We start from the raw sequence: 26,051 nt of genomic DNA on the forward strand, positions 1-26,051 counted from the left end.
TAAAGCAACAGGCATGCCGGGTGAGTGTATTTCTGAAAAACGGTTTGTTTTGCCGGACGAATATCGGTTGGAAAAAAACCGGAGTTCATGAAGTATTTCTCTCCCATACCATGACTGCACTCCGAACCAGCCTGCTCGCCTTGATTCTGCCGTTGATCGCCAAAGCGGACCAAATTGTTTTGGTGGCCGGAGGCGGGACGCAGGATGCGATGAACATCGCGGCGACGGATGCTGTGCTGAAGGAGCCCTTTGGCACGGCCTTTGACTCCGGCGGGCACATGTGGATCGTCGAGATGGTGTCCGGCAACCGGCTGCTGCAGGTGGACGGGGGCGGGACGATCCAGCATGTGGCGGGACAACTGAAGCCCGGAGACAGCGGTGACGGAGGGCAGGCGCTGCGTGCGCAGTTCAACGGGCCGCACAATCTGGCCATTCTGCCGAATGACAATGTGCTGGTGGGGGATACGTGGAACGGGCGGGTGCGAGTGGTGGATGTGAAGGCGCGCATCGTTTCCACGCTGGAGGGCTGGCGTGCACCGGCGGGCAAGGAAAAGGGCAACGGCCCGTACTGCATCACGCTGAATTTTGAAGGGACGAAGCTGTACATCGCGAACCTGCTGCAGGTGATCGAGCTCGATCTGGCGACGCACCAGAGCCGGGTGATTGCAGGCAATGGCAAACGTGGCAGGCCTGAAGATGGGGCTGTGGCCACGGAGGCGCCTCTTTCAGACCCGCGTGCTGTGGCGCCGGACCGGCAGGGGAATGTGTACATCCTCGAGCGTGGTGGCAATGCGCTGCGTGTGGTGGACAAAACGGGGCATATCCGCACGGTGGTGAATGCGAGCGGCGCCAAGGGGGGGGAGGGGGACGGTGGCCCGGCGCTGGCGGCGACGATGAACGGCCCCAAGCACCTGTGTGTGGACAAGGATGACAGTGTGATCATTGCGGATGCGGAGGCGCATCTGGTGCGCCGGTATGTGCCGAGCACCGGGATGATCGAGCGCATCGCGGGTACGGGCAAGCAGGGCAGCGCAGGCGTGGGTGGCGACCCCAGGCAGTGCCAGCTCTCCCGCCCGCACGGGGTCACCATTCAGCCGCAGTCCGGGGAGCTGTACATCACGGACAGCTACAACAACCGTGTGCTGAAGGTGGTGAAGCAGTAGGGGGACAAGGTTAAAGGGCGGCGCTGCTGTTTATCTGCGCGTTTTTGTGATGGGCTCTGGGCTGATTTTGAGCACCAAGGGGCGGTGGTCGCTGGCTTTGTAGAAGTCGCGATCAGTGTGGATGCCGGAACTGCGGATGTCGATGCAAGGGCGGAGAAGACGGCTGGTGAAGCAGTAGTCGAGGCGTGAGTAGATGTCTGCGGCGTCCCAGAAATGGGTCCAGACTTCGCCGTTTTCATCGCGGAGGAGTAGGTCCTGCATGGCGGTGTCTCCGCTGCGTGGACTGCCGACGATTTCGGCCACGGCGGGGTCGTTGCGCTGAGCATTGAAGTCGCCGTAGGCGAGGATGCAGGCACCGGGCTCACGCGCGAAGATGGAGTCGATATGCAAGCGCAGGAGACGGGCTTCATTGCGGCGCATTTCGGCCTGGTCGGCCTCAGGCACGGTGCGCATGGACTTCAAATGGACGCCGAGCAGATGGAGGTCAAAGGTGGGAGTGATGGAGAGGGTGACGTCGAGGATGCCACGCTGAAAGGGGAGGGACTGGGCGCCGACCTGATAGGTGAGGGTGGTCTGGGAGTTGCGCGTTTTGATGGGGAGCCGGGAGAGGAGGGCCAGACGGCGGGAGGGGTCGCCGCCATGAGTCAGCTCGGTGTAGGGCAGGTCCACCCCGGCCTGAAGCAGGCGCTGCTGAAGCTCGGCCAGATCTTCCGCGGTGCCGATTTCGCAGATGCCGAGGATGTCCGGGTGGATGGCGGCGAGCATTTTCACCGCCTGGGCACGCTCCTTTTCCGGCTTGGAGGCGGGGGGCTGGCCGGGAGCCCGCTCCATGGTGAGCCAGTTTTTGAGGTTGTAGGAGCAGAAGGTGAGGGGCCCGGGCTCTGCTGCGTAGAGCAGTGAAGCGCAGGCAAAAAAAACGGCGGGTCCGAAGACCCGCCGCGAGAACTGAAGGAGTGGCAGCATGCCAGCGAGGGTGATCCGGCTAGGAATCTTCGACGTTGGCGACGGGCTGGCGCTTTTCCTGAGGCGGGGTGATCTTCGGACGCTCGACTTCTTCCTGGGCGTTCTGAAGCTCCTGCTCAAACTCTGTGCGTGCCTTTTTGAACTCGCCCATGCTCTTGCCCAGGCTGCGGGCAAAGGTGGGGAGCTTCTTCGCGCCGAAAAGCACGAGGATGAGGATGCCGATGATGATCATCTCGGGGGTGCCGAGAGGACCGATTGCGAGGATGGATGAGGGATTCATGATGGTACTAGGTTTGCATTGTTCGCAGTGACGTGCAACGCGGACTTTCAGTCGTTCCCAGTGGGGCCATTGTCCTTCGCGCGGGTGAGGAGATACGCCGGGCTGTGACGCCGTGGTGCTCTCTTCAATGCACTAAACGCAAGCCGAGGCTGAGAGTTAGCAGTTTTTTGAGGTTTTGAGCAAAAATGCCGGGGGTGGCTTTTTTCAAAAAGCTGGTCCCATTCCCAAACCAGACTTTGGCGATTGCACAGGGAGCCTCGGCGCGTACCAATGGGCTACCATGATTCACAACGTTTATTTCTGGCTCAAGCCCGACCTCACCGCCGAACAGCGCGCCACCTTTGAAGCGGAACTGCAGCAGCTCATCAAGATCGACTATCTGGCGCTGGCCTTTGCAGGCAAGCCTGCGGACACCGAGAAGCGGCCGGTGACGGACCATTCCTTCAGCTACTCGATCGTGCTGAAGTTTCAAAACATGGCGGACCATGAGTTTTACCAGAAGGACTGCCCGCAGCACAAACGCTTTGTGGACACCTGCAAGACCTTCTGGGAGCGGGTGGTGGTGTATGACAGTGCAGCGCTGGTCTGAATTTCACTCTTACGTTCATGTCCTACACTTTTCCAAAATCCGCCGAACTTTATGCCCGCGCGCAGCGCAGCATCGCGGGAGGCATCAACAGCGGCATCCGCAAGATGGAGGCACCGGTGCCCCTTTATTTTGACCACGGCAAGGGCTCGCGCCTGTTTGATGTGGATGGCAACGAGTACATCGACTTTCAGATCGGCCAGGGGGCCATCCTTTATGGCCATGCACCGGAGGGGATGGCAGATGCCATCGGTGCGCAGGCGCACAAGGGGACGCACTGGGCGGCACAGAGCGAACTGGAGATCGATGTGGCGGAGCGGCTGCAAAAGATGATTCCGGGTGCGGAGCGTGTGAGGTTTAACAACAGCGCCACGGAGGTGGTGCTTTCCGCGCTGCGGCTGGCGCGTGCGCACACGGGCAGGCCGATGATTTTGAAGTTTGAAGGCCACTACCACGGCTGGGGTGATGAAGGACTCGTGGGCTACGCGCCGCCGCCGGGACAATGGGGGTCGGAGGATGATCCGACGCGGCTGCACCCGAGCAAGGGGGTGATCCCGGAGGTGCTGAGCACGTTTGTGGTGGCGCGATGGAATGACCCGGCGCACCTGCGCCAGCGAGTGGCGGAGCATCACGACCAGATCGCGGCGATCATCTTTGAGCCGGTGCTGTGCAACACGGGCTGCATGCCGGCGGTGCCGGGGATGATCGAGACGATCCGCGAGCTGTGCGATGAGAACGGGATCGTGATGATCGCGGATGAGACGATCACGGGTTTCCGCTTTGGCGCCGGCTGTGCGCAGAAGTACTACGGCTTTACGCCGGACCTGACGATCCTGGGCAAGGCCATCGGAGGCGGGGTGCCGTTTGCGGCGCTGGCGGGCAAGGAGAAATTTTTTGCCAAGATCATGAGCGGCGAGGTGGTGCATGCGGGAACTTTGAATGCGAACCCGCTGTGCCTGTCTGCGGCCAAGTGGTGCCTGGATCAGGTGATTGACCTGGGGGATAAGCATCCTGAGGGGATGATCGCGCTGGGCGAGCGGCTGATGGCGGGTCTGAGCCAGCTGGCGGCGGAGAACCACATCCCGCTGCGTCCGCAAGGGGCCGGGCTGGTATTCCATGCGACGATGCTGAAGCCGGGCGCGCCGGAGGGGCCGATCACGAACTACCGAGACTATGTGCTGCGCCAGGATGCGCCGCGCTGGGCGCACCTGCGCCGCTGCCTGCTGGAGGAAGGGGTGCGTGCGATCGAGCGCGGGCTGTGGTTCATCAGTCTGGCGCACACCGAGGCTGACATCGACGAGGCGCTGAAGCGAGCGGCGCTTGCTTTTGCGCGTCATGCAGCGGATTGGAAGGCCTGATGCTGATCTCCGAGACGTTTTACTCCGTGCAAGGCGAGGGCTCGCTGGTGGGCGTGCCCTCGGTCTTTGTGCGGACCTCGGGGTGCAATCTGCGCTGCACGTGGTGCGACACGCCGTATGCCTCGTGGAAGCCGGAAGGTGTCGAGATGAGCGTGGAGGAGATCGTTGCCGTGGTGCAGCGTGAGCCGACGCGTTTCGTGGTGGTCACCGGAGGGGAGCCGATGGTGGCGAAGGGGATGCCGGAACTGCTGGCGCGGCTGCGTGAGGCGGGAAAGCATATCACGATTGAAACGGCAGGGACGATCGCGCCGCAGGGTGTGGCGTGTGATCTGGCCTCGATCAGCCCGAAGCTGGCGCACTCCACGCCAAGCGAAGCGAAAGCGGGCAAGGCGTGGGCGGAGAAGCATGAGGGGCTACGTCTGCAGCCGGAGGTGCTGAGGGCGTGGTGTGAGAGCTATGACTACCAGCTCAAGTTTGTCGTGGCGACGGAGGCCGATGTTGATGAAGTGAGGGCGGTGGTGGCGTCCATCGGTGTGCCGGTGCCGCCGGAGAAGATTTTGCTGATGCCGGAGGGGATCACGCAGGAGGCGCTGCGGGCGCGGCAGATGTGGCTGGTGGAGGTGTGCAAGCGGACAGGCTGGCGATACTCCCCGCGTCTGCACATCGATCTGTTTGGAAACAAACGCGGCACATGAAACGACGGTCAAGGGGTGCGAGAAGCCTGTGGATGCTGCTGTGGGTGGTCGTGGGGCTGCTGCAGTTCTGGCACCATTACCTGGAGAAATCGCCGCAGGCGAGGCCAGAGGCGAAGAACCGGTTTGTGCAGATTGCCGATGCCCGGCTGGTCGCGGATGCCAACAATGACGGGGACAGCTTCAAGATCTCGTATGAAGGGGGGGAGCAGGTGCTGAGGCTGTATTTTGTCGATTGTCCGGAAAAGCGGCTGTACCCGCTCATCAAAAACCGGATGAAGGATCAGGCGGCCTATTTCGGCGGGCTGAGCATTCCGCAGACGGAGAGCCTGGGACTGGAGGCGAAGGCCTTCACTGAAAAGCTGCTGAATGGCCAGCACTTCACGATTCAGACCCGCTGGGAGCGCGTGTTTGACAGCGCCCGCTCGTATGCGCTGGTGTTCTTTGACGATGGCGAAGAGCTTTCCGAAAAGCTGGTGAAAGCGGGGCTGTGCCGCATACATACCAAGGGAACCTTTATGCCGGACGGACGCCGTGAGCATGATTTTGAAAACCATCTGCGTGAACTGGAGCGCGAGGCGCGAAAGGCGCATCGCGGGGCATGGGGCAGGCCGCTGCCGGTGGAGTGAGATGCTGACTCTCATCTGCCAGTGCGATGAAGATGTGAGGGGTCGGTGCCGCTGAGAGTCGGGCGGTTTGGTGCAGAGGATGATAGAGCAGCCGCAGGCCTTGGACGCCAAACACACCCAACTTACGGGGGGAGCGCTGGCTACGCCAACGCAGCGAGCAGCGGTACGTCCGCCGGGGCGAGATTGTAGGAGGGCAACAGGGGGCGCTCTGCCCATGCCAGGGCGGTGTGCTCGTGGGGGTGCGGCTCGGGGCTGTCCGGGGTGAGCTCGCAGATGAAGGGGATCAACTCGATGCGGCCCCAGTCGTAGGCGTGAACAAAGGGGGCGAGTGTCTGAGTGATGCTCACAGTGCAGCCGAGTTCCTCCTGAAGCTCGCGATGGAGGGCGGCTTCGGGCGTTTCACCGGGTTCGACCTTGCCGCCGGGGAACTCCCACATGCCACCAAGTTTTTTCCCGGGCGGGCGTTGCGCGAGCATGATGTGCGCGTCGCGCTGAATGATGGCGCAAACGACGGGCACTGGGGCAGGGGATTCCATGAGCGGGTTCAGGAGGCAGCGATGGCGAGGGCCGCTTTAGCGGTGCGGATGGCGGCATCGGGCATGCTGATCTTGGCCATGCTGGCGCGCATGCGGCGGCCCACGGCGCTGTTGTTGGTGAGGATGCTCCCGACGGCTGCGGCCGTCTCTGCGGCGCTGTTTGTGACGATGCCGCCATCGTGCTTGGTGATCATCTCGGCATTGCCCTCCTCCTGGCCGGGCACGACGTAATCGATGACGGCGGGGATTTTTGCGGCCATCACCTCGTGGAGGATGGCTCCGCCGGCCTTGCAGATGACGACGTCATGCGTGCGAAGGAATTCCGGGATGCGCTTGGTCCAGCCGATGATCTCCAAGGTGTCCGGCGGCATGGAGTCTGTGAAGCGGCGCAGGACGTGATAGAGGCGCCGGTCATGCTTGCCGACGGGCAGCGTCATCCTGACGCCGCTGCGGAAGAGGGGCTTCAACGCCTCGAGGGTGGCGGCGACGCGACGTCCGGTGGTGGAGGGCAGGTAGAGGATGCGTGCGCCGTGGTGCTGGGGCTGCTCTGGCAGCGGCTCTGTGAAGGCGAGATCGACCGGGAAACCGGTGACGCGGATTGTGGACTCGGGCACGCCGAAGCCGATGACGACTTTTTTGGTCTCCTCATCGGCCACGCAAAAGAGGCTGCTGCCGGACATGACCCAGACGCGATTGACGCTGATGGAGTCTGTGATGACGGTGCACAGGGGCGGCACGGCCTGCTGTTTGGAAAGGGTCTCCAGCAGGATGGCGTAGAGCGGGTAGGTGCTGATGATGAGGCGTGGCTGCTGCGTCTTGATGCGCTCTTTCAGGGCGTTTACCATGGCCGTCTGCCAGAGGGCGTCCGGCCCGGTGACGGAGGGGCGGCCCATGAGATCATAAGTCATGCGCCAGCCGGCGGGCCAGTGAGTGATGGCGAACTGATAGAGGCTTTTGCAGATGCCGGAGATCAAAGGCTGGGACTCGCTGATGAGGTCGCTCATCTCGATTTTCTCGTCAGGGCACAGGCGTGTCAAAGCCTCCGCCACAGAGCGTGCGGCGGTGTTATGCCCATCGCCAAAACCTGCGGTTAGGATCAAAATCACCGCGCATCGCTGGCTGAGAAACGGGTGAAAACAAGCGAAAAGGGCGGGCAAACTCGTGGGTTGACAATATTTCGGAAAAGTTAAATACTCAGAGTTATTCATGACCCGGCAGCGCGCCAGAACCGTCAGTCAGACGCTCGCAGCCACCGTGACACTCACGGTGGTGCTGATCATGCTCACGCCGCTGCGGCGAGGCCCGGTGGGAGGCAACCCCCGCGAGGCGGGGTGGACGCCGCTGCTCAATCTGGGGGGCATGGCAGACAGTGATGCATTCAGCCGCCTGGACACGTCGCGTGCCCATTTTGCCGCGAGTGCTCAACCTCTCTTCCGCCAACCTTCTGCCAGTGAGGTGCCATGAGCGGCCGCTTCAAGCCTCCGGGGCAGTGTCCGGTGTGTGGGGAGTGGGTGCCGCGCGGAGCCGCCGCGTGTGATGACTGCGGAGCGTGCGCCAAATCCGGCTGGAGCGGTGACACGCATGAGGACGGTCTGGATCTGCCGGATGAGGAGTTTGACTATGATGACTTTGTGGCGCGCGAGTTTGGTGGAAAGTCCTCCAAGCAGAGCCTCACCACCCACGTGTGGTGGTGGGTAGCTTTGGCGCTGCTGCTGATCCTTGTGCTGGGGGCGCTGGTGCCTGCGTTGCGTTAGGGTGTGCAGTGGCATAGGAAGCTACTGCGCTGCATGCTCCCAGCTCTTGCCGTTGAGCACCGCTGTCATCGAGATGTCCAGCATGAGCTTCTGCACGTTGCAGCCGGAGGCCGCAAAGCTCTTCTGCATGTCTTCCAGTGTCTGCGGGCCATAGGCCAGGGGCTGCTGCTTGACGAAGTGATTGAACATCTGGCGGATGAAGGCGCGGTGCCCGTAGGGGCTGCCGGAGACGTAGTTCACGATGTCGCGGGGGCCGGTGAGGTGCACCTTGCGGCCTTCGTCGTCGGCGAAGTCGCCCACGGCGTTTACCGGCTTGTTGTTGTCCTGGGTGCGCCAGCGGCCGATGGCGTCGTAGTTTTCCAAGCTGAAGCCGAGAGGGTTGATGGTGGAATGGCAGGACATGCAGGCGTTGTTCTTGGTCAGCTCGGTGATCTTTTCGCGCATGGTCAGCTTGGGATTGAAGTGGCTCTCATCAAACGTGACCGCCATGGGCGGTGGGCGCAGGGAGAGGCCCACGATGTTGCGGGTGAGGAAGACACCACGATGGATCGGTGAGGTGGCGCGGCTGGTGGCCAGAGAGGCCAGCAGGTAGGGGTGGGTGACCACGCCTGCGCGCTGGTTGGGATCAAACGTCACGCGCTGGAAATCGCTGCCCTGCACGGGCTTGCCATAAAATTTGCCGAGACGGTCATTGAGCAGCAGGTAGTCTGCCTGCAGGAGCTGGCGGTAGTCCGACTGCGGACTCCACACCACCTGATCGAGGAACTCAAAAAGGGACTCCCGCAGGTCTGCCAGCACGCTTTCGTCAAAGCCGGGGAAGAGCTTCATGTCCTTGATGTTTCCCTCGGCGCGCTCCAGCTCCAGCCACTGATGGAAGAAGCCGTGAAGTTTTGCTTTTGTGCGCGGGTCCGACAGCATGCGCTGCGCCTCGGCGCGGATCTGCTCAGGCGTGCGCAGCTTGCCTGCGGCGGCGGCCTGGATCAGCCGCTTGTCAGGGATGGAGTCCCACAGCGTCAGCGCCAGGCGGGAGGCATAGGCGAAGTCGTCCGGCTTGTCGGCCTCGCGCAGCTCAGGGTAGAGAAACTGAGGTGACTTCAGGGTGAAGAGCACGACGCGCTTCACGGCCTGCTCGGGTGTTTTGGCGCTCCTGAACTGGGCCTCGATGTAGAGCTGCTTTTGCTCCTCCGTCAGTGGGCGGCAGAAGGCGGCCTCCATGAAGGTGAAGGCAAACTTGCGCAGCTTTTCCGCGCGGTCGGGGGCTCCATCCTTGGTGCCCGCCAGTTCGTTGAGGTTTTCCACCACGTCTTCTGAAACCGAGATGGCCGCCTCCGTGGCGGCCTGGTCCCAGGCCTTTGAGATGGAGGTGCCGCGCTCATAGCCCACGCTGCGGTCATCTGCCGGGAAGCTGGTGCGAACGATCATGAGCTCGCGCGGGCGCTCGGTGCGCAGCGCATGCTGAGGGATGATCTCTGCGGTGCCGTGCGGGGGCTTCCACCACAGCTCGATGGAGGCGGACTGCTCCTTGAATTTGAAATGGTCCAGCCGCAGGGCGTAGGCGCGCCCGCCCAGCAGGTAGAGGCTCTTTTTTTCCTCCCGCACCTTCGGTCCGGCGCTCACCCAGGCGTCGATGAGGGCGTCGTTTTCGCTCATGTCATTGATCCACAGCCGTGCGCCGTTTTCGGTCTTGATCATGAACTCATACACACCCGTCTCCTGCGCCACGACACTGCCGCTCCACGAGTCCTGAAACTGCTCGGCCTCCATCTTTTCCTTGTCCGGGCTGTCTGCTCCAAAGTGGAAGGCCACCTGCGGGTCCACACGCTCCAGCTTGTAGTTGGGGCGCTTGGCCTTGATGCCGTTCTTGGGGGTGGTGTCCACGACTGGCTCGCCGGGCTTTTGCAGTTCGACGCCGCGATAGGTGGCCTTGAGTCCGGTCTCGTCCTTCAGCGGACGGTCAAAGCCCGGGCCCATGCGGAAGCGGCCGATGATGTCCATGACCGAGGCGCGATACTGCGCGATGGTAAGGCGGCTGAGGTCCTGCTCCGGCGGGTGGCTGCGTGCCTGAGCGGCGGCTGAATAGAAGGACTCGTAGATGTAGGCGGCGACATTTTTGGCGTCATCGCCCACGCAGGTGCCCTCCTTGTCCTCAGGCATGGTGCGCTCGATTTTGCGCGCCAGCGCCTCCAAGGTCAGATCTCCGGTCAGCGGATCTTCAAATTTGTCCTTCACGCCTTCTCCTTTGGCACCGTGGCACTCCTGGCACATCTTTTTGTAGATGACGGCACCGGGATGCTCAGCGGCAGAAGCGTACGCCGTCAGAAGCCCCAGCGCGAGCGAGGCAAAACGAAAATGGGGGGATGTCTGAGCCATGAAAGGGGGATTTGTCTGGCAGGAGGAATAATCTCCCTGCCACCCCCGTCTTTCAAGAGGCTTCGTTTCATTCGTCTGTGCCTCTCCGTGCCCTCTGTGGTCAAACGGTGGCCATTCCCTACCATAGAGTCCGAACCGAGAAGCACAGAGGAGTTAATGGATCCATCGGCTCCTTTTCTTACTTCCTTGGCCTGTGGCTATGGAGAACCTGAACAGCCGACTGATTCAGCAACTTCCACACCCGCCGCACCTCTTTGAACTCAGCCTCTTCTCGATCTCAACTGAGGTGGGAGTAACCGCCAGTCCGCCGAGGGAGGTGCAGCGGTGCTCGCGGGGCATCCTGGCGGCGACGTTTTTGGCGGCGTCGATGACTTCATCCAGCGGGATGAGGGGATCGAAATCGGCCAGGGCCATGTTTGCACAGGAGAGGGCGTTGCTGGCGGCCATGACGTTTTTGCCGAGGCAGGGGGCTTCGACGCGATTGGCGATGGGGTCGCAGATCAACCCAAGCATGCTCTGAAACGCCATGGATGCTGCGGCGACGGCCTGATCTCGTGTGCCGCCTGCGAGTGTGACGAGTGCGGCTGCGGCCATGCTGGCTGCTGCGCCACCCTCTGCCTGACAGCCGCCTACCTCCGCCGCAAAGGTCCAGCGTGTGGCGATGAAGACGCCGATCACTCCAGCGGCAAGCATGGCCTGAGCCATGTCCTCCTCGGATTTTCCCATGGCCTCCGCCATGCCGATGACTGCGCCGGGCAGAGCCGCGCAGGCGCCTGCGGTGGGCGCGGCGACGATGACGCCCATGGAGCTTTTCACTTCCATCAGCGCGGTGACGTAGAGGACGATGCGGTTGAGCGCGCCGCCATCCAGGAGCGTGCCGGCCTGCATCAGTTCGTTAAAGCGCCCGCTCTGATATCCGAGCACGCGGTCTTCATACTGCGTGCCCGCGATGCCGCTGGTGATCGACTTGCGAAGGATGCGGACAATGGCGATCATTTTATCGATGACTTCGCGTTCGGTGAATTGTCCGCGTGCCATTTCATACTCGACGGCTAGTCGCCAGAGCGGCGTGTGGCGCCCGGCATCGTGGCAGAGCATCTCAGTGCAGCTTGTGAACGGCAGGCGCATGTCTTTGCGCGAAGGCACGGGGAGGACGGGGGAGAGTCGTTTGACGGCAATGACGGGCAAGTGATCGGTGGCTACAAATGCCGATGACTTGACCTGGAGGATGTGGCATTCGCCTGCGTCATGATGCAGGACTTCATCGGCCTCAAATTCAGCGGAAACGGCCTTCGGCAGCCAGATGAGCGTCTCATGACAGCCGCCGTCCATGGGCATGGGGACGTCATCCATGCTGAGCACCTCCATCATGCCGCCGCCGGTTGAGATGGCGACGAGGGTGTGCTGCTCATGGGCATTGCGGAGCGTGAGCCGGTAGGTGTTTGGATGCGGATCACCGACGTCCACGGTTTCGATGCGCAGATTGATCCCGGCATCTGCGAGCGCCTGCGCGGATTCTGGCAGGCGTTCATCATCGGCGTCCCAGCCGAGCAATCCGCCAAAGAGGCCCATGTCACTGCCCTGGCTCTCGTGCGTGGTGGGAAGGGAGCCGGAGCGGTCAAACTCTACCAGCACCTCCGCGATGTTTCCATCCATGAGTTCACGCGCCAGACGCCCGATGCGCAGTGCTGCGGCACAGTGGGAACTGGAAGGCCCGCGCATCACGGGGCCGATGACGTCATTAAAGATGGAAACGGCGCTCATGGTTGCGGCGGAGTGGTGCTGCGGCCTTCGCGTTTGGACTGCTCCAGGAGGGCCTTCAGCTCTGCGGCGATTTCCGGGTGTTTGAAATAAAGGTTGGTGGTTTCACCGGGATCGCTGGCGAGATCGTAAAGCTGGCCTGGTGCTTCAGGTGCGATTTCGGGCAGTGCGAAGGGTTGAAGCTCGGGGCTGGTGTAGTTGTTTCCGCCGGAGCTGCGATGGTCGATGTACTTCCAATTTGCGCGCCTGATGGAAAGCGTGCGCTGTCCGCCGAAGGCCTGCATAAGCAGGCAGGGGCGGACTGGTGCCGTTGCTTTGCCTTCGAGCACGGGCAACAGATTAAAGCTGTCCTCTGCGGCATTGATTGGCAGTTTTGCGCCGGTGATGGCGGCGAGCGTGGCCATCACATCGGTGAGACTGGCGAGTTGATCGCTGGTGCTGCCACTTTTGACATGACCCGGCCAGCGGATGATGAGCGGTACGCGGTGGCCGCCCTCCCATGCATCTCGCTTCATGCCGCGCCAGGGGCGCGCGCCATCATGATCATAGTCGCTGCGCATGTGCACGACGCTGGTGGTTTCGGGGCCGTTGTCGCTGGATAACAGGACGATTGTTTTGTCCGCGATGCCGAGCTTTTCCAGCTCCTGCAGCAGCGCGCCCACGATGTGATCGAGCTCTGCGATGAAGTCGCCATGCGGGCCTGCCTGCGTCTTGTTTTGAAACTCCGGGGCTGCAAAGGATGGCAGATGAACAGCCTGTGCGGCATGGTAGAGAAAGAAGGGCTTTTCAGGAGCTGATCTCATATGCTCCTGCATGAATTCGCGGCTTTTTTTGAGGAAGAGCAGGTCCACCTCCTGCATCGGGAAATCCGGTGCGATGATGCCTCCACGGCAGTCGTTGGCATACGGGTGTTTGGGGAGCTTTGATCTGTCCAACGGGCCCTGCGGCGGCACCGGAATATGGTCGCCATCGATGAAGGCGTAGAGCCAGTCTGTCGTAGGGCAGCAGGCGGTGCCAAAGAAACGCTCGAAGCCATGGTCCAGCGGGCCGCCTTCGATGCGGCGGGTGAAGTCGATGCGCCTTACGTCTTCGAGTCTGCCCTGGTGAATGGCTTCGCCGAGCGAATCGCGAAAAGTCAGGCCCACGTGCCATTTGCCCACAGCGGCGGTGGCGTAGCCCTGCCTTTTCAGCATGGATGGAAGCGTCAGCCGGCCGGGCGCGATCAAGCTGGGGCCGCCTGCACCTTGAAACACCGTGCCGCCACCCGGCACACGAAAGGCCATCTGCCCGGTCATGAGGCTGTAGCGCGACGGGGTGCAGACGGTGGCCGGACTGTGCGCGTCTGTGAACCGCATGCCCTCGCGTGCGAGGCGGTCGATGTTTGGCGTGGGCACCTTTGACTGCGCATTGTAGCAGCGCAGATCGCCGTAGCCGAGATCATCGGCCAGGATGAGCAGCACATTTGGGAGCTCGGCCGCCAGCATGCTGCCGCAGCCGAGTGTGATCAGTGTGAAAATGAGCCCCGGTGATTTCATGTCATGAGGTGCGCTATTTCTCCAACTCCTGACGTGTGGCGATGGGGACGTAGCCAATCTCCAGCCCCTTTGGCGGCGTGAGGATCAGGGCGGGGTCTATGTCTGCCAGCGTACCAAAATCGGGTGGGGTGAGGTAGTCGCGGTCCTTCGTCCAGGTGCGGTGCAGTTTTTCAACGCGGGCCTGGACCTGCTCGCGCTCCGCGTCGCTGAGGTCGGCGTTAAGCATTGCGGGCTGGTCGGCAAAGCGATACCAGTAATACGTCACCACGCTGCCATCGCCGAGGCGGGCTTTGAAGGGGCCGGCCACCGGTCCTGGTTTTTTCCAGCAGCTTGTGGCATCTTCAGGTGTGGTGCGTGGCTCCTGAGGCTTTTCAGCGGGTGTGATGAACTGATGCTGGGCCAAGCCTGACTCGGTGGGCACATCCTTTGGCGGCAGTACATTCCACTGCGGCCTTTTGCCGTCGGTGCCGAGCGTGAAGTACTCGGGCAGGGTCACGAGGCCCGCGCCGCTGCGCGTCAGCTGTGAATCCCACTTGTAGGCAAAGGTGTTTGGATTGGGTGCGAAGGAGGTTGCAAAGGATTTCCATGCCAGCGGCACCTTTTCCTCACGCTTGGTGCCGGGCGTATAGATGCTCCAATTTGAGCCACCACCTGAACGGAAAGGGTGAATCACGGCGGCCTCTGCCTTGATCGCACCATTGGCCGTGGGGCCACCGGCAAACCACTTTTTCACATCGTCCCACAGCGCTGCTTTTTTATATGCGGTCAGGCGATGCAGAACGGTGGAGGTGCCATCAGCACCGATGGGAAACGAGGTGGGAGCCACCCGCGCAAGCTCGGTGCCAGAGGCATCTTTGCCGAGCATGGCTGGCACGTGCTGGGTCTCCATCTGGATCGGTTTGTTTGGGCCTGAGGGGCGTGTGTCCAGCAGCATCTCCGCCCACTCCGGGTGATCGATCTTGGACTGCGACCAGAAGAATGGCGTGAAGAAAGCCGCCGGTCCTTTGAAGTTTCCGGTGTTGAGAAACAGCGTCCAGCATTGATTGCCAGTGGGGACGTTTTTGCCTGCCGTGGTGGTTTTCGGATTGGTCAGCGGCAGGGGCAGATAGCCGTAGCCAAAGAGTTCACCGCGGGTGCCCTGCTTGAGGTTCAGGCCATCCAAAGGAAAGAGCAGCCAGGGGCTGAGCTGTGCGACGCCATACTGGCCGCGCGGCCTTTCCCAGGTGCCTGCGCCGTAGCCGGGACCGTTGGCGATGAAGGTGAAGTTTGGCCCCACGCCGCCCATGATGAACTTGGGGGTGGTGGTGGGGAAGTGTGTGTCACGCCACCAACCGAGCCCGCCTTCGATGTCTGTGTAGCATTTGCCTTCCGGCTTTTTTCCCTCTTCATACTGTGGATGCATCCAGGTGCCGCAGAGTCCGGTCTGAAACTTGTGCCCTGGATAGGTGGCTACGAGCGGCCATGCCGCTGCATAGAGGGAGAAGCCGGCATTGAACTCTTCAGGCACTCTTTCCGTGGGGGCGAAGAGATAGCCGGCCATCTCGCCCTCTTGGAACTCGTCGGGGGAGGAGGACAGGAGTGTCCGCGCTCCCTTCATCTCTGATGGCTGCGGCTTAGCGGGAATAACAGACGCTTGTGTCGCGGACATCATCGAAAGACTGGCCTCGGCGAAAGCGCGGCCCATGAGGGCGAAGGTTTTGGCGCAGCCGAGGTAGTGGTAGCCGGCATTGGATGCGCCACGCTGCCAGAGGGAGAGTTCGGCAGGAGAGATCAATTTGGCTTCATACTGCTTTAGATAGTCGCGCTTTTGCTCCTCGGTCATGTGGCCGTCGGCATTGGCGTGGCCTTTGTTTTTCGAGTTTAAATAGAAGCCCATCTGGCGGACTTGAGCCCGCTTGTCGTCAATGGCTCCGAGTTCCTCAGACCAAAAGGGTGCCGTTGGTACGGCCACGACATTTCCTTTGAACTCGGGCAGGAGGGAGGGCGCGGTCATGGCCTCGCGGAAGGCCACGATTTCCTGATTGGCCTTCAGGCCGCCGACGCCCATGACACCGATGACGAAGGGCATTTTTGGTGCGTGGAGGTCTTTGCGAACATCGCGGATGAACTTGGCGAGTAGGTCGCTGTAAACCGCATATCGCCCGGGTTTGCCGCGATCAGGGTAGGTGTGGCCGTCCACCATGTCGTTGAATCCCTGCAGCCAGACGAAGCCCGCGATCTCGTAGCCCTGTGAGGCGTCGTAGGCCGGGCACACGCGCTTTGGATCTGCGAGCACACGTTTCACATGCTCGACCATGTAGCGGTAGAAGCGCCCGGTTTCCCTTTTCTTCTCCGCGAACCATTGATCCATGTCCTTCGGAACACCGTGGCCGGGCGGGCCGTAGTAGAGCTTCTTCTGGTAGTCGTTGAGTTCATACGGGCCCGCGCTCGGCGGGCGGAACTCGGTGTTCAGGCTTCTGCCGCCCCAAGCGGTCTTGATGATGAGCACCGGCTCTTTCAGCGCGGCATCCATGGTGAGGCCGAAGGTGAACTCCGGTCCGATCTTGCCGTTTGGCTTCGTCGCGTCGTCCCGCGCACCAAAGCCAGCGGTGAGCTTTCCGGTACCCTCTCCATTCGCGCTGCCGTCGTATTTGCCGGTGCAATAGGAGATCCAGGTATGATCGCATACCGTCGGGTTGCCATCTGCTGCGCGCATCTGTTTGAGCAGCGGAGCTGTGGCGGGATCATCGCCGATGTAGTCAAAGGTTTCGATCTTGGCATGACCTTCCATGTTGGACTGGCCTGCGAGGATGAAGACTTTCAGGGGCTTGGCATAAAGCTGGGAGGCCAGGAGGAGGGTGCCGAGCAGGATGGTTTTCATGAGACAAAATTTGAAGGCGGCCAGGGAGGATTTCACGAGTTGGGTCAACGGTTGTCGATGACGAAAGCAGGCCGGGAAAGAACGCCCTTGGAGAGTTTTCCATAGTGATCCGAACGCCAGAATTTATCCAAATCGCTGGAGGTGATGAGCTGGATTCCCGGGGTGGCGACGGCGGGATTGCAGAGGATGTAGAGGTTCTCATCTGCAATATAACCGCAGACGTTGAGCGTGTGGCCGGCGCTGCCGCCGGGATACTGAGGGCCCACGTACTTGAAGTCCACGACTACAGGGCGGCCGGCATCGAGTTCGGACTTGAGCATGGCCGTGGCGTGCGCAAAGCCCCTGTCATCTGGCGTGAAGGTGACGAGCGCCCACTGCTGCCCTATCTTTTTTGAAGCCTCCAGCAAATGTCCCCAGTCGGTGCCCGTGCCAAGGGGCGAGGGGCACAGTCGTTTAAAGTCCCAGCCGCCGATCTCGCTGCCTTGGAAGCGGGCGAAGATGGCGCATGCGGTGGAGCCGCAGTTGTTGTAGCCTTGATGGATGTGCGGCAGTGGAACGAAGGCAAACTTTCCGGGTTCGCTTTTGCGGCGCCGGTAGTCCATGAGCTTGAGCAGGTCCGCCGCCTGCTGGGCCGAGCTGATGTCAGACGGCTGCGAAGGATGCCCAGTAGCCCCCGTGGGGTGAAGCTTGGAAGCCCTGGTCCAATTTTCCTTCGCGGCCTCGATTTCACCTGCCTGGAAGTGCATTTCGCCGAGCAGCACCAGACCCGCCGGATTGTTCAGCTCTGCGGCGCGCTCCGCCAGGCGGCGTGCCTTCAAGGCATCCTGTTTGACTCCTTCGCCGGAATGATAGGCCATGGCTGCACTGGCAGCAGCCCGGCCATGCCCACGCTCAGCCGCTTTTTTCCACCACTCGAGTGCTTTCTCACAGTCCTGCGCGGTACCCTGGGCTCCGTAGTAGCACTGGCCCAGGTTGAATGCCGCCTGGGCGGATTCATCTGCCGCCGCCTTGAAATAAGCGAAGGCGAGTGCGGGGTTGCGCTTCACCACTGCGCCGCGCAGATACGCGGCGCCGACGAAGTCCATCGCCTCGGCGCTTCCTGCATCTGCTGCACGGTGCGCCCAGCTCATGGCATGGACGTCGTCTTTGAGCACGCCGCTGCCATCGCGAAAGCGCAGGGCGAGGTCGAGCTGCGCTTTGACATCGCCTGCAGCAGCCGCGTTGAGAAGTGTTTTCAGTGTTGTCTGAACATCGGCGGAGTGAAGAGACTGGATCATCAGGAGCAACGTGATGAGTGGGCTGAAGAGTTGCTTGCGCATCAGGCGGTAGCTTTTCGCAGGGATGGGGTTGCCGTCTTGAGCCTTCTGCCTGGCAGATCTGACAAAAGCAGCACAATGACGGGACGCGTGACGTAACCTGTGGCATCCTTTCTCTGCATGAAAATGGCCGCTTCAGCATTTCCTGGCATCTTATCCAATGAGGGCTCATTGCTCGTGGATGCGCGTGTGATCGAGCAGATGGCGGATCTGATGCATGACACGGCCTTTTTCATCAAGGATGCCGCCGGCCGCTACCTGGTGGTCAATCAATCGCTCGTGGAACGGCATGGACTCAGGGACAAATCCCAGATGATCGGCAGACGGCCCTGCGATGTATGCCCCGGTGACTATGGGCGCATACCCACAGAGCAGGATGAGCATGTACTGCGCACCGGGCAGCCCATCGTGGAGAGGCTGGAGCTTTTCTGGCGAAAGCCGAACGTGCCTGAGTGGGGCCTGACCAGCAAGCTGCCGGTGCGCGACGCCCAAGGACGCGTGGCGGGCCTCATCGGCATTTCCAAGGATCTGGCGGCACCGGTGAGCCGTGACGATGTGCCGCCCAAGGTGGCCCGTGTGCTGCGCTACCTGGAAACCGCCTACGACGAGCCGGTCAGCCCGTCATCACTCGCACGCAAGGCGGGAATGACGCCTGCGCGCTTTGCGCGTGTGATCAAGCGCATTCACGGCATCAGCCCCATGCAACTCATCACCCAAACCCGCATTTCTGTGGGCAGCCGGTTGTTGTGTGAAACTGATGATTCGGTGGCCGAGATCGCGCTAGAGTGCGGCTTTGCCGATCACAGTGCTTTCACACGCGCCTTTCGTGCAGTGACGGGGGAATCTCCCACTGAACACCGGCGGCGCTCACGGCAGGGGTGAAAGCCGGATGGCTCAGGGCTGTGGCCTGGCTCCCCAGAGTTTGGTCAGCAATGCGAACATTTCGGGATCGTGCTGCTTGAGCTCTTCTTTGGTGAAGGGGTAGAAGTCATTGCGAGTGAAGAATGACTCGCTGCATTCGGCGAAGTATTCACGCGCATTCGTCATGGCATAGGCTTTGGCGAGTCGTTTGCGACCTTCAGAGTCCTGGCGTTGCACCTTGTCGTATATGCCGGCGGCTTTGGCATGCTGGAAGGCGGCTTCGATCTCGGTATTGTCGAATCCGAGCACGCGGTCGTGATAGGCATGTGCGAGTTCGTGCAGGGCGAAGTTGGGCATGCGGCGGGTCTCCGCCTCGAAGATGCTCACGTTGGTGAACTCCACTGCTTTGGCCATCACGGGGTCGCGGCCGTTTTCCTTGAGCCAGCCGGCACCGGAGTGGTACTCCGCACGCGGGTGTGATTTGGGGTATTGGGGATTGAAGTAGAGAGTCACTTTGCGGAGTTCGTCCACCGCTTTTGGCGGAACCACGCGCACGATTTCCTGAAGCTGCTGGGTCAGCAGATGCAGCGCCTTGCCGGTCAGCTCTGCATCCTTCGTCAGCAGTTCGCGGCTGATGCTGACCTGCCAGCCTTCGATGCTGCGGATCTCGCGTGCGGTGTTGGCGTCCGCATCGCGCTTCTGGGCTTTGGCTTTGATCAGCTCCCGGGCCGCCTGCATGGTGGCAGGCCAGGTGAAGGCGGGGGCTTTTGCAGGATCATAGCCTGCCATGTGGCCGGTGAGGCGCGTGGCTGGTTTGGAGTAGTGCAGCTCGGTGTCGCCAAAGACCTCACGGCATAGTGCAGCGAGGCCGGGATCGTACTCGATGAGCTGGGAACGCAGATGGACGTGGTTGTGGTCGTGGTCGTTCACGCGGTTGTCGTCAAACCAGCTCTGAACGCCCTCGGCCCAGTATTCGTGGTGGTTCACGCTGGCATATTTGCCGCGCCATAGCCCGGTCTTCATGGCGGCATCGTAGGCGGCTTTGAGACGTGTGTCGAAAGTCGGGTCCACGTTCAAAAGGCCGCGCAGGTGGATGTTGTGTGCAAATTCGTGAATGACGATGCATTCCTTGGCATAAGGATCTCCGGGAAAGCCCAGCACATTCTCCTCGGCACAGGAGCAGAAGGGGTCTGTCTGGCTGCCGCCGAGGCCGCGTGCGCGTGTGTCCCAGTAGGTTTTGGCGGGGAGGTTTTCAAAACCCTTCACGGGCTCGTCGGCCAGGCGGGAGAATTCGGGCAGGTCGGTGGTGTACTCATCATGCGCCATGATGATCATGCGTGCGCCGCTGTCGATCATGGCCTGCCGGACGTCCGGGCGGTGGTCGAGCATGAGATTGAGCAGGTAGGCCACTTCCTTGAGTGCATAGGGATTCGTCTTGGCCGTGGCGACGATGGGGAAGCCATGGGCGCTCTCGCGCTGCGTGTAGCAGGCAGGTACGCCGTCCTTGGCCTGCGGGTCATAGCGAAAGCCCTGTATGCGCACCTTGCAAACCACCTCGGTCTCCTGCTGCTGATCGACGATGACAAAACGATGCCCCAAGGAGGTACCAAGAATGTTGTCTTTGCCCGGGGCAATTTTTCCATTGGGCACACGCCCGCCGTCGGGCTTTACCCAGAACACCTCCACCTCTCTGGGGGCGGCATTGATGATCTGAAGTCTGGGGCGGTCCAGCGCGAGTGTGGTGGTGGTGATGAACCCAAGTGCGATGATCAGTGTTTTCATAAAAAGCGGTCGGGTGACATCAGGTCGAGGGCAACGGCTGGTTTTTCTCCGTCGAGCAGATCGCTCACGATCTTTCCGGTGGCTGGTGCGAGGCTGAGGCCCATCATGGCGTGGCCAGTGGCGATGGTGAGATTTTTCCAGCGCCGGGTGCGGCCAATGTAGGGCATGCCGTCGGGGGAGACCGGGCGCAAGCCGCTCCACGGTTTTACCCCGGCGAAGTCGCTTTCTTCGAAGGCGGGGAAGTACTGGGGAAACGCACGCGTGATGCCGCGTACGCGGCGGTGGGTGATGGTCTCATTGATGCCTGCCATCTCCATGGTGCCGCCCACGCGGAGCGCGCCATCCATGGGAGTGACGGCGAGGCGTGCCTCGGTGCAGATGGTGCAGAGCTCTGGGAGCTGACGGGGGCTGGGAAGAGTGAGGCTGTAGCCTTTGCCTGCCTGCATGGGCAATTTGAGATTGAGAGAGCTGGCCAGTGCTGACGACCAAACGCCACCGCAGAGCACGAATTCGTGAGCACCGACTTGCCCAAGCGAAGTGCTGACTGAGTGCAGGCGTCCGTTTTCGGATTTGAATCCGGTGACTTCGGTGTCCCAGAGGAACTGGACGCCGAGGCGGGTGAGTTCGCACTCGAGGGCGGCGATGAAGCGGGCGGGGGGGAGGTGGCAGTCTTTGGGGAAGTAAACGCTGCCGCAGACGTCCATGGTCACGCCGGGGTCGAGTGCGGCGGTGGCGCGGGCATCGAGGACTTCAGCGGGGATGCCGAGGGCATTGGCCTGAGCTGCGGCGCGGGCTTCCTCGTCGAGGGTGTGCTGCTCTTTGCAAAGCATGAGGAGGCCGTTTTTGACGAGGCCGAAGTCGAGGCCGATGTCTTCAAAGCACTGGCGGCTGAGGAGGCTGAGGTCGCGGAGAATGGGAGCGGCGGCGGAGACGCGCTGCCTGGTGGCGGCTTTCCAGAAGTGGAGGCCCCAGGTGAGGAGATCGGGATCGAGACGGGGCTTGATGTAGAAGGGGGATTCGGGGTTCCACATCCACTTGAGGCCGAGGCTGACCATGCCGGGTGCGGCGAGGGGGATGAAGTGGCTGGGGACGACCATGCCGGCGTTGCCAAAGGAGCAGCCGTCACGTTGTGCGGGACTGCGATCAATGACGGTGACCTGCATGCCGCGCCGGGCGCAGTAGAGCGCCGTGCTGAGGCCGATGACGCCTGCGCCGAGGATGGTGACGTGGGGGGGCATTGAGGCGAAAGACAGAGGGGGCTGAGGGACTACTGGGGATGTGGGTGTGACGGGGCGGTTCCTTGTTCCGCAGGAACAAGGCTACTTTATGGGCGCAGATGTTTTACGAGGAACTCCATGCGGAGGCGGGAACCGTAGGGTGTTTCGGCGGCGCCGTGGCCGGTGCCGATGATGGGCATGAAGTCGAAGGTCTTGCCGGCTTTTTGAAGGGCCCCGACGACCTGAGTGGTGGAGGCGGGATCGACGTTGGTGTCGAGTTCGCCGACGATGAGGAGGAGGTGGCCTTCGAGTTTGTGGGCGTCGTCTTTGTTGGAGCTGCGGGCGTAGCTTTCATCGACCGGCCAGCCCATCCATTGCTCGTTCCACCAGATTTTGTCCATGCGGTTGTCGTGGCAGCCGCAGTCGGCGACGGCGACTTTGTAAAAGTCGTGATGGTCGAGGAGGGCGCGCATGGCGTTCTGTCCGCCAGCGCTGCCGCCGTAAATGCCGACGCGGGTGAGGTCCATCCAGGGGCGGGTCTGGGCTGCGGCTTTGATCCAGAGCTTGCGGTCGGGGAATCCGGCATCCTTGATGTTTTTCCAGCACACGTCATGGAAGGCTTTGCCGCGATGATTGGTGCCCATGCCGTCGAGTTTGACGATGATGAAGCCGAGCTCGGCGAGGATGTGATGGGTGAGCAGTCGGCCGAAATCCTTGGGGGCGAAGGCGCTGTGAGGACCGGCGTAGATGTCTTCGACGACGGGGTATTTCTTGGCGGGATCAAAGTTGGAGGGCTTGATGAGGATGCCGTGGATGTCGGTGGTGCCATCGCGGCCTTTGGCGACGAAGCGCTCGGGCATGGTCCAGCCTGCGGCGAGGAGATTTGTGGCGTCGGCTGTTTCGAGGGTGCAGACGAGGGTGCCATCGGTGCTGCGGCGGAGCTCGTGGACGGGTGGCAGATCGGCGCGGGAATAGGTGGCAGTGAAGAAGTCGCGGTTGGGGGAGAACTCGATGTGGTGATTGCCATCTCCTTCCGTGAGCTGCTGGAAGCCGGTGCCGTCGAAATTCACGCGGCAGAGGTGGAGGTGGTAGGGGTCTTCTTCTTTGCGAAGACCGCTGGCGAGGAACCAGAGCTGGCGCTTGGAGTCATCGACATGGAGGACTTCGCGGACGGGCCATGCGCCCTTGGTGATCTGGTTTTTGACCTGGCCGGTTTGGGTGTCGTAGAGGTATAGGTGGCACCAGCCGTCGCGCTCGCTCATCCAGAGGAGTTCGTGGGTGGCATGCAGCCAGTGACGCCATGTTTTGTGGGTGTAGTCGATGAAGGTCTTGGAGGTTTCCTCGACGATGATGCGCACGGTGCCGGTTCTGGGATCGGCGGCGAGGATGCGGTAGAGCTGATGGCCGCGCTGGTTGTAGTCGAAGTAGATCTCGCGGCTGTCGGGGGACCAGGTGACGGGCAGCTTGCCGGACTCGGTGAAGGGGTTCTCATAGAGATCCTGCAAGACGCGGATGGTGCGGCCGTCTTTATGAGTGATGATCATCTGCGGGCGGGGCAGGGGATCGCCGGGCTTGGTATAGTCGAGGACTTTGAGCTTTGGCTGCACCTGGCCTGTGGGAGTGGAGTCGACGATGGTGATCTGGCGCTTGGTCACTTTGTCCGCCTGGCTGGTGACCACGCAACTGCCGTCTGGGGCGCGGTCTTTGGGTTCTGTTTTGGGGCGTTCTTCTTTGGAAGGAGTGAGGCCTTTGCCGTCGATGATCAGCGTCTGCTCCTGCGGCCCTGCCTCGATGATGGCGAGGTGCTCTCCAGTGCGGCTGGTGATGAGCCAGACGTGGCCGTCATAGGTGTGCTGCTCGCGCTCGGCTCCGGCGCGGACGCCGCCGTAGCGGATGTGTTTGCCATCCTGGCTGATCCAGAAGAGATCGACGTCGGCGTCGAGCTGGTTGATGAATTTGAGGCCGGACTCTTCGCCGGTGCGTGTGGTGCGGCGGAGTTCGATTTTGGCGGTGGAGGATTTGAGAGCTTCCTTTTCAGGCAGGCCGAGATCTTTGAGAGATTGTGCGGTTTTGCGAGTGCCGGTGGCGGCGTCGATGAAGACGAATTCGTGGGTTTTGGGGCCGGTTTGGACGCGATACCAGAAGGTGTGATTGTCTGACAGCCAGTTGGGCTTGAGGCGGTCGCGAAAGACGAGGTTTTCGGTGCGCTTGGGGAGTGAGAGGGCGTTGTCGAAGTCTGCGGCCAGGGCGGTGGTGGAGAGCAGGAGAAAAAAGAAGAGCTTCATTGATTTAAAGGCATGGGCTCGGTTTCCAGATTCCGGCTAAAGCCTGTACTACAAAACCTGCGCTGGGTGATTTTAGATTTGAGGGATGAGAAGATTTCAGAGCGGGCTAAAGCCCGAACTACGTACTCAGAACGGGCTGCCGATGCCGAATCGAAAAGGGTCTTTGGGATCAAACAGGAGTGTGGTCTCTGCGGTGATGAAGGCGGTGCCGGTGATGGTGGGGATGATGGTGGCGTCTGCTGCCGGGGTGTAGCTGGCTTCGAAGACGCTGCCGATGATGCTTTCCTGACACCAGATTTCGCCGGGGGCGAGTTTGCGGTCGGCGGCGAGGCAGGCGAGCTTGGCGCTGGTGCCGGTGCCGCAGGGGGAGCGGTCGTATTCGGCACCGGGACAGAGGACGAAGCTGCGGCTGTGATTGGCGGGAGAGTGTGGAGGAGCGAAGAGCTCGACGTGATCGACCTCGGGGTAACCTGCGGCGTGGACAGCGGCGCGCATGGCGAGGGCAGTCTGGGTGAGCTGGGGGATGTTTTCTCGGGTGAGGTCGAGTCCGTGGTCGGATACCAGAAAGAACCAGTTGCCGCCATAAGCGATGTCTCCGGTGAAACCGCCTGCGTGCACGGAGGTGGCTTTGCGGTAGGAGGGGACGTTTTGGATGCTGACGCGACCGTCTTCGAGCAGCGTGGCGGTGACGATGCCGACGGGGGTTTCGATGCGGTGCTCGCCTGGAGTGATGCGGCCGAGGTGGCGGAGTGTGATGATGAGGCCGATCATGCCGTGGCCGCACATGCCGAGGAGACCGATGTTGTTGAAGAAGATGACGCCTGTTTCACAAGCGGGGTCTTTGGGAGGGACGAGGAGTGCGCCGACGATGACCTCGTGGCCGCGGGGTTCGCAGAGGATGGCGCGGCGGTAGGTTTCGAGGGTCTCAGGGGTGACGCCGCCGAGGACGACGCGGGTGGGCTCGCCGCCGGTGTGGGAGTCGATGATCGGGATGCGGAGCACTGGGGAGTTGGAAGTTTAAAGTTAAAGGTTTGAAGTTGGGGGAGGTGCGGAGTGGTGGGTGATGGCGGGGGCTGCGCAGGGGATTGCCTTCGGCTGGCTTCGCGTTGTGCGGACCACTATGCTGGCGCGGGTGCCGGGCGGTGAGGGTGTGCGGAGAGGGTGTGCGGGCAGGAGTGCCCGCATCACTTTTGGGGGGAGGCGTTATGCGGGGCGTTTGGCAAGGGAGTCGCGGATGATGGTGAGGACTTGGTTGCGTTCGGCTCCGGCGAGGGGGAGGCGGGGGTCTCGGCACCACTCCTTGCCGAGGCCGGTCTCCTGGCAGAGGAGTTTGATGTATTGGACGAAGTGGATGTGGGTATCGAGCTTCATGAGGGGCTGCATCCAGCGGTAGAGGGTGCGGGCTTCATCCCACTTTCCGGCGCGGGTGAGGTCCCAGAGCTTTTGATTTTCCTGAGGGAAGGCGATGCCGCTGCCGGCGACCCAGCCGTCGATGCCGAGGATGGAGCATTCGAGGATGAGGTCGTCCACGCCGGTGAAGAGCTGGTAGCGGTCGCCGACGAGATTGCGCAGCTCGGTGATGCGGCGGGAGTTGGCGCTGCTTTCCTTGATGGAGGTGAGGTTTGAGATGTCGGCGAGCTGGGCGAACATCTCGGGGGTGACGTCGGTGTGGTAGCCGACGGGGTTGTTGTAGAGCATCCAGGGCAGGGGGGTGGCCTTGGCGAGGGTGCGGAACCAGTGCTCAGTCTCGCGGGGATCGCTCTTGTAAACCATGGGTGGCATGACCATGAAGCCGGCGGCACCGAGCTGTGCGCCGTCCTGCATATACTGGATAGCGGCGCGGGTGCTCATCTCGGCGACACCGGAAAGCACGGGGATGCGGCCTTTGGCGGTGTCGATGGCGCACTGGAGGACGGCACGTTTTTCATCGGGCTGGAGGCACTGGTTTTCGCCGAGGGAGCCGCAGACGATGAGGCCGGAGATGCCGGACTGGATGAGGGCTTCGAAGTGACTGGCGGAAGATGCGAGGTCGAGGGACTGATCCTGGTGCATCTGGGTGACGACGGCGGGGAAGACGCCGGACCATTTGGGGAGAGAGGGCAT

At 61.7% G+C, this 26,051-nt stretch carries 22 protein-coding genes; 8 read left to right on the plus strand and 14 right to left on the minus strand.

What is annotated here, in order from left to right:
* The first annotated feature begins 110 nt into the window (after positions 1-110).
* Complete coding sequence (locus tag ACFQDI_RS12930) at positions 111-1,163, plus strand: NHL domain-containing protein (protein ID WP_377167166.1); 1,053 nt, start codon at positions 111-113, stop codon at positions 1,161-1,163.
* A 30-nt stretch (positions 1,164-1,193) separates the two neighbouring features.
* Here the strand turns inward: ACFQDI_RS12930 and ACFQDI_RS12935 are convergent, their stop codons facing one another.
* Together ACFQDI_RS12935 and ACFQDI_RS12940 are read right to left on the minus strand one after the other, a co-directional pair.
* Positions 1,194-2,126: an endonuclease/exonuclease/phosphatase family protein gene (locus tag ACFQDI_RS12935; RefSeq protein ID WP_377167168.1), complete on the minus strand. Its 933-nt coding sequence runs from the start codon at positions 2,124-2,126 to the stop codon at positions 1,194-1,196.
* 19 nt (positions 2,127-2,145) lie between these two features.
* Positions 2,146-2,406, minus strand: a complete 261-nt coding sequence (locus tag ACFQDI_RS12940; RefSeq protein WP_377167170.1) for a Sec-independent protein translocase subunit TatA/TatB — start codon at positions 2,404-2,406, stop codon at positions 2,146-2,148.
* Positions 2,407-2,686: 280 nt separating this feature from the next.
* Between ACFQDI_RS12940 and ACFQDI_RS12945 the strand changes: the two genes are divergently transcribed.
* From ACFQDI_RS12945 to ACFQDI_RS12960, 4 genes are read left to right on the plus strand one after another with little or no spacing between them, the layout of a single operon-like run.
* Complete coding sequence (locus ACFQDI_RS12945) at positions 2,687-2,995, plus strand: Dabb family protein (RefSeq protein WP_377167172.1); 309 nt, start codon at positions 2,687-2,689, stop codon at positions 2,993-2,995.
* Between the two features lie 17 nt (positions 2,996-3,012).
* Positions 3,013-4,350: an aspartate aminotransferase family protein gene (locus tag ACFQDI_RS12950; protein ID WP_377167174.1), complete on the plus strand. Its 1,338-nt coding sequence runs from the start codon at positions 3,013-3,015 to the stop codon at positions 4,348-4,350.
* Complete coding sequence (locus ACFQDI_RS12955; protein ID WP_377167176.1) at positions 4,350-5,045, plus strand: 7-carboxy-7-deazaguanine synthase QueE; 696 nt, start codon at positions 4,350-4,352, stop codon at positions 5,043-5,045. Before ACFQDI_RS12950 ends, ACFQDI_RS12955 begins: the two co-directional genes overlap by 1 nt.
* On the plus strand, positions 5,042-5,671 hold the full coding sequence (locus tag ACFQDI_RS12960; RefSeq protein WP_377167178.1) for a thermonuclease family protein: 630 nt from the start codon (positions 5,042-5,044) through the stop codon (positions 5,669-5,671). The genes ACFQDI_RS12955 and ACFQDI_RS12960 overlap by 4 nt, the downstream gene beginning before the upstream one ends.
* A gap of 140 nt (positions 5,672-5,811) precedes the next feature.
* On the opposite strand, the gene ACFQDI_RS12965 is transcribed toward ACFQDI_RS12960, so the two are convergent.
* Positions 5,812-6,207, minus strand: coding sequence for a (deoxy)nucleoside triphosphate pyrophosphohydrolase (locus ACFQDI_RS12965; RefSeq protein WP_377167180.1), 396 nt, complete (start codon positions 6,205-6,207; stop codon positions 5,812-5,814).
* An 8-nt stretch (positions 6,208-6,215) separates the two neighbouring features.
* Positions 6,216-7,313, minus strand: a complete 1,098-nt coding sequence (locus ACFQDI_RS12970; protein ID WP_377167182.1) for an MGDG synthase family glycosyltransferase — start codon at positions 7,311-7,313, stop codon at positions 6,216-6,218.
* 100 nt (positions 7,314-7,413) lie between these two features.
* Between ACFQDI_RS12970 and ACFQDI_RS12975 the strand changes: the two genes are divergently transcribed.
* Positions 7,414-7,671, plus strand: coding sequence for a hypothetical protein (locus tag ACFQDI_RS12975; RefSeq protein WP_377167184.1), 258 nt, complete (start codon positions 7,414-7,416; stop codon positions 7,669-7,671).
* Positions 7,668-7,961: a hypothetical protein gene (locus tag ACFQDI_RS12980; protein ID WP_377167186.1), complete on the plus strand. Its 294-nt coding sequence runs from the start codon at positions 7,668-7,670 to the stop codon at positions 7,959-7,961. The genes ACFQDI_RS12975 and ACFQDI_RS12980 overlap by 4 nt, the downstream gene beginning before the upstream one ends.
* 21 nt (positions 7,962-7,982) lie before the next feature.
* On the opposite strand, the gene ACFQDI_RS12985 is transcribed toward ACFQDI_RS12980, so the two are convergent.
* The 5 genes from ACFQDI_RS12985 to ACFQDI_RS13005 all read right to left on the minus strand — a co-directional run bounded on the left by ACFQDI_RS12985 (position 7,983) and on the right by ACFQDI_RS13005 (position 17,806).
* Complete coding sequence (locus ACFQDI_RS12985; RefSeq protein ID WP_377167188.1) at positions 7,983-10,331, minus strand: DUF1592 domain-containing protein; 2,349 nt, start codon at positions 10,329-10,331, stop codon at positions 7,983-7,985.
* Between the two features lie 225 nt (positions 10,332-10,556).
* Complete coding sequence (locus tag ACFQDI_RS12990) at positions 10,557-12,095, minus strand: L-serine ammonia-lyase, iron-sulfur-dependent, subunit alpha (RefSeq protein WP_377167190.1); 1,539 nt, start codon at positions 12,093-12,095, stop codon at positions 10,557-10,559.
* Positions 12,092-13,627 (minus strand): sulfatase-like hydrolase/transferase, encoded by a 1,536-nt coding sequence (locus tag ACFQDI_RS12995; protein WP_377167192.1) that lies wholly within the window; start codon positions 13,625-13,627, stop codon positions 12,092-12,094. The genes ACFQDI_RS12990 and ACFQDI_RS12995 overlap by 4 nt, the downstream gene beginning before the upstream one ends.
* A 13-nt stretch (positions 13,628-13,640) precedes the next feature.
* Positions 13,641-16,487, minus strand: a complete 2,847-nt coding sequence (locus ACFQDI_RS13000) for a sialate O-acetylesterase (RefSeq protein ID WP_377167194.1) — start codon at positions 16,485-16,487, stop codon at positions 13,641-13,643.
* Positions 16,488-16,531: 44 nt separating this feature from the next.
* Positions 16,532-17,806, minus strand: a complete 1,275-nt coding sequence (locus ACFQDI_RS13005) for a hypothetical protein (RefSeq protein ID WP_377167196.1) — start codon at positions 17,804-17,806, stop codon at positions 16,532-16,534.
* Between the two features lie 123 nt (positions 17,807-17,929).
* Here ACFQDI_RS13005 and ACFQDI_RS13010 point away from each other — a divergent pair, with 123 nt between their 5' ends.
* The gene (locus ACFQDI_RS13010; protein ID WP_377167198.1) at positions 17,930-18,685 is read left to right on the plus strand and encodes a helix-turn-helix domain-containing protein; all 756 of its coding nucleotides are present in this window, start codon (positions 17,930-17,932) and stop codon (positions 18,683-18,685) included.
* Between the two features lie 12 nt (positions 18,686-18,697).
* Here the strand turns inward: ACFQDI_RS13010 and ACFQDI_RS13015 are convergent, their stop codons facing one another.
* The 5 genes from ACFQDI_RS13015 to ACFQDI_RS13035 all read right to left on the minus strand — a co-directional run bounded on the left by ACFQDI_RS13015 (position 18,698) and on the right by ACFQDI_RS13035 (position 26,051).
* The gene (locus ACFQDI_RS13015; protein ID WP_377167200.1) at positions 18,698-20,446 is read right to left on the minus strand and encodes a hypothetical protein; all 1,749 of its coding nucleotides are present in this window, start codon (positions 20,444-20,446) and stop codon (positions 18,698-18,700) included.
* On the minus strand, positions 20,443-21,684 hold the full coding sequence (locus ACFQDI_RS13020; RefSeq protein WP_377167202.1) for an NAD(P)/FAD-dependent oxidoreductase: 1,242 nt from the start codon (positions 21,682-21,684) through the stop codon (positions 20,443-20,445). The genes ACFQDI_RS13015 and ACFQDI_RS13020 overlap by 4 nt, the downstream gene beginning before the upstream one ends.
* 86 nt (positions 21,685-21,770) lie before the next feature.
* A complete protein-coding gene (locus ACFQDI_RS13025) occupies positions 21,771-23,948 on the minus strand; it encodes a prolyl oligopeptidase family serine peptidase (protein WP_377167204.1) in 2,178 nt (725 codons plus the stop codon).
* A gap of 126 nt (positions 23,949-24,074) precedes the next feature.
* Positions 24,075-24,950 carry a proline racemase family protein gene (locus tag ACFQDI_RS13030; RefSeq protein WP_377167206.1) on the minus strand — a complete coding sequence of 292 codons (876 nt, stop codon included), beginning with the start codon at positions 24,948-24,950 and terminating at the stop codon, positions 24,075-24,077.
* 201 nt (positions 24,951-25,151) lie between these two features.
* Complete coding sequence (locus ACFQDI_RS13035; RefSeq protein ID WP_377167208.1) at positions 25,152-26,051, minus strand: dihydrodipicolinate synthase family protein; 900 nt, start codon at positions 26,049-26,051, stop codon at positions 25,152-25,154.

It is taken from the genome of Prosthecobacter fluviatilis, assembly GCF_042655725.1.
Lineage (GTDB): Bacteria > Verrucomicrobiota > Verrucomicrobiia > Verrucomicrobiales > Verrucomicrobiaceae > Prosthecobacter > Prosthecobacter fluviatilis.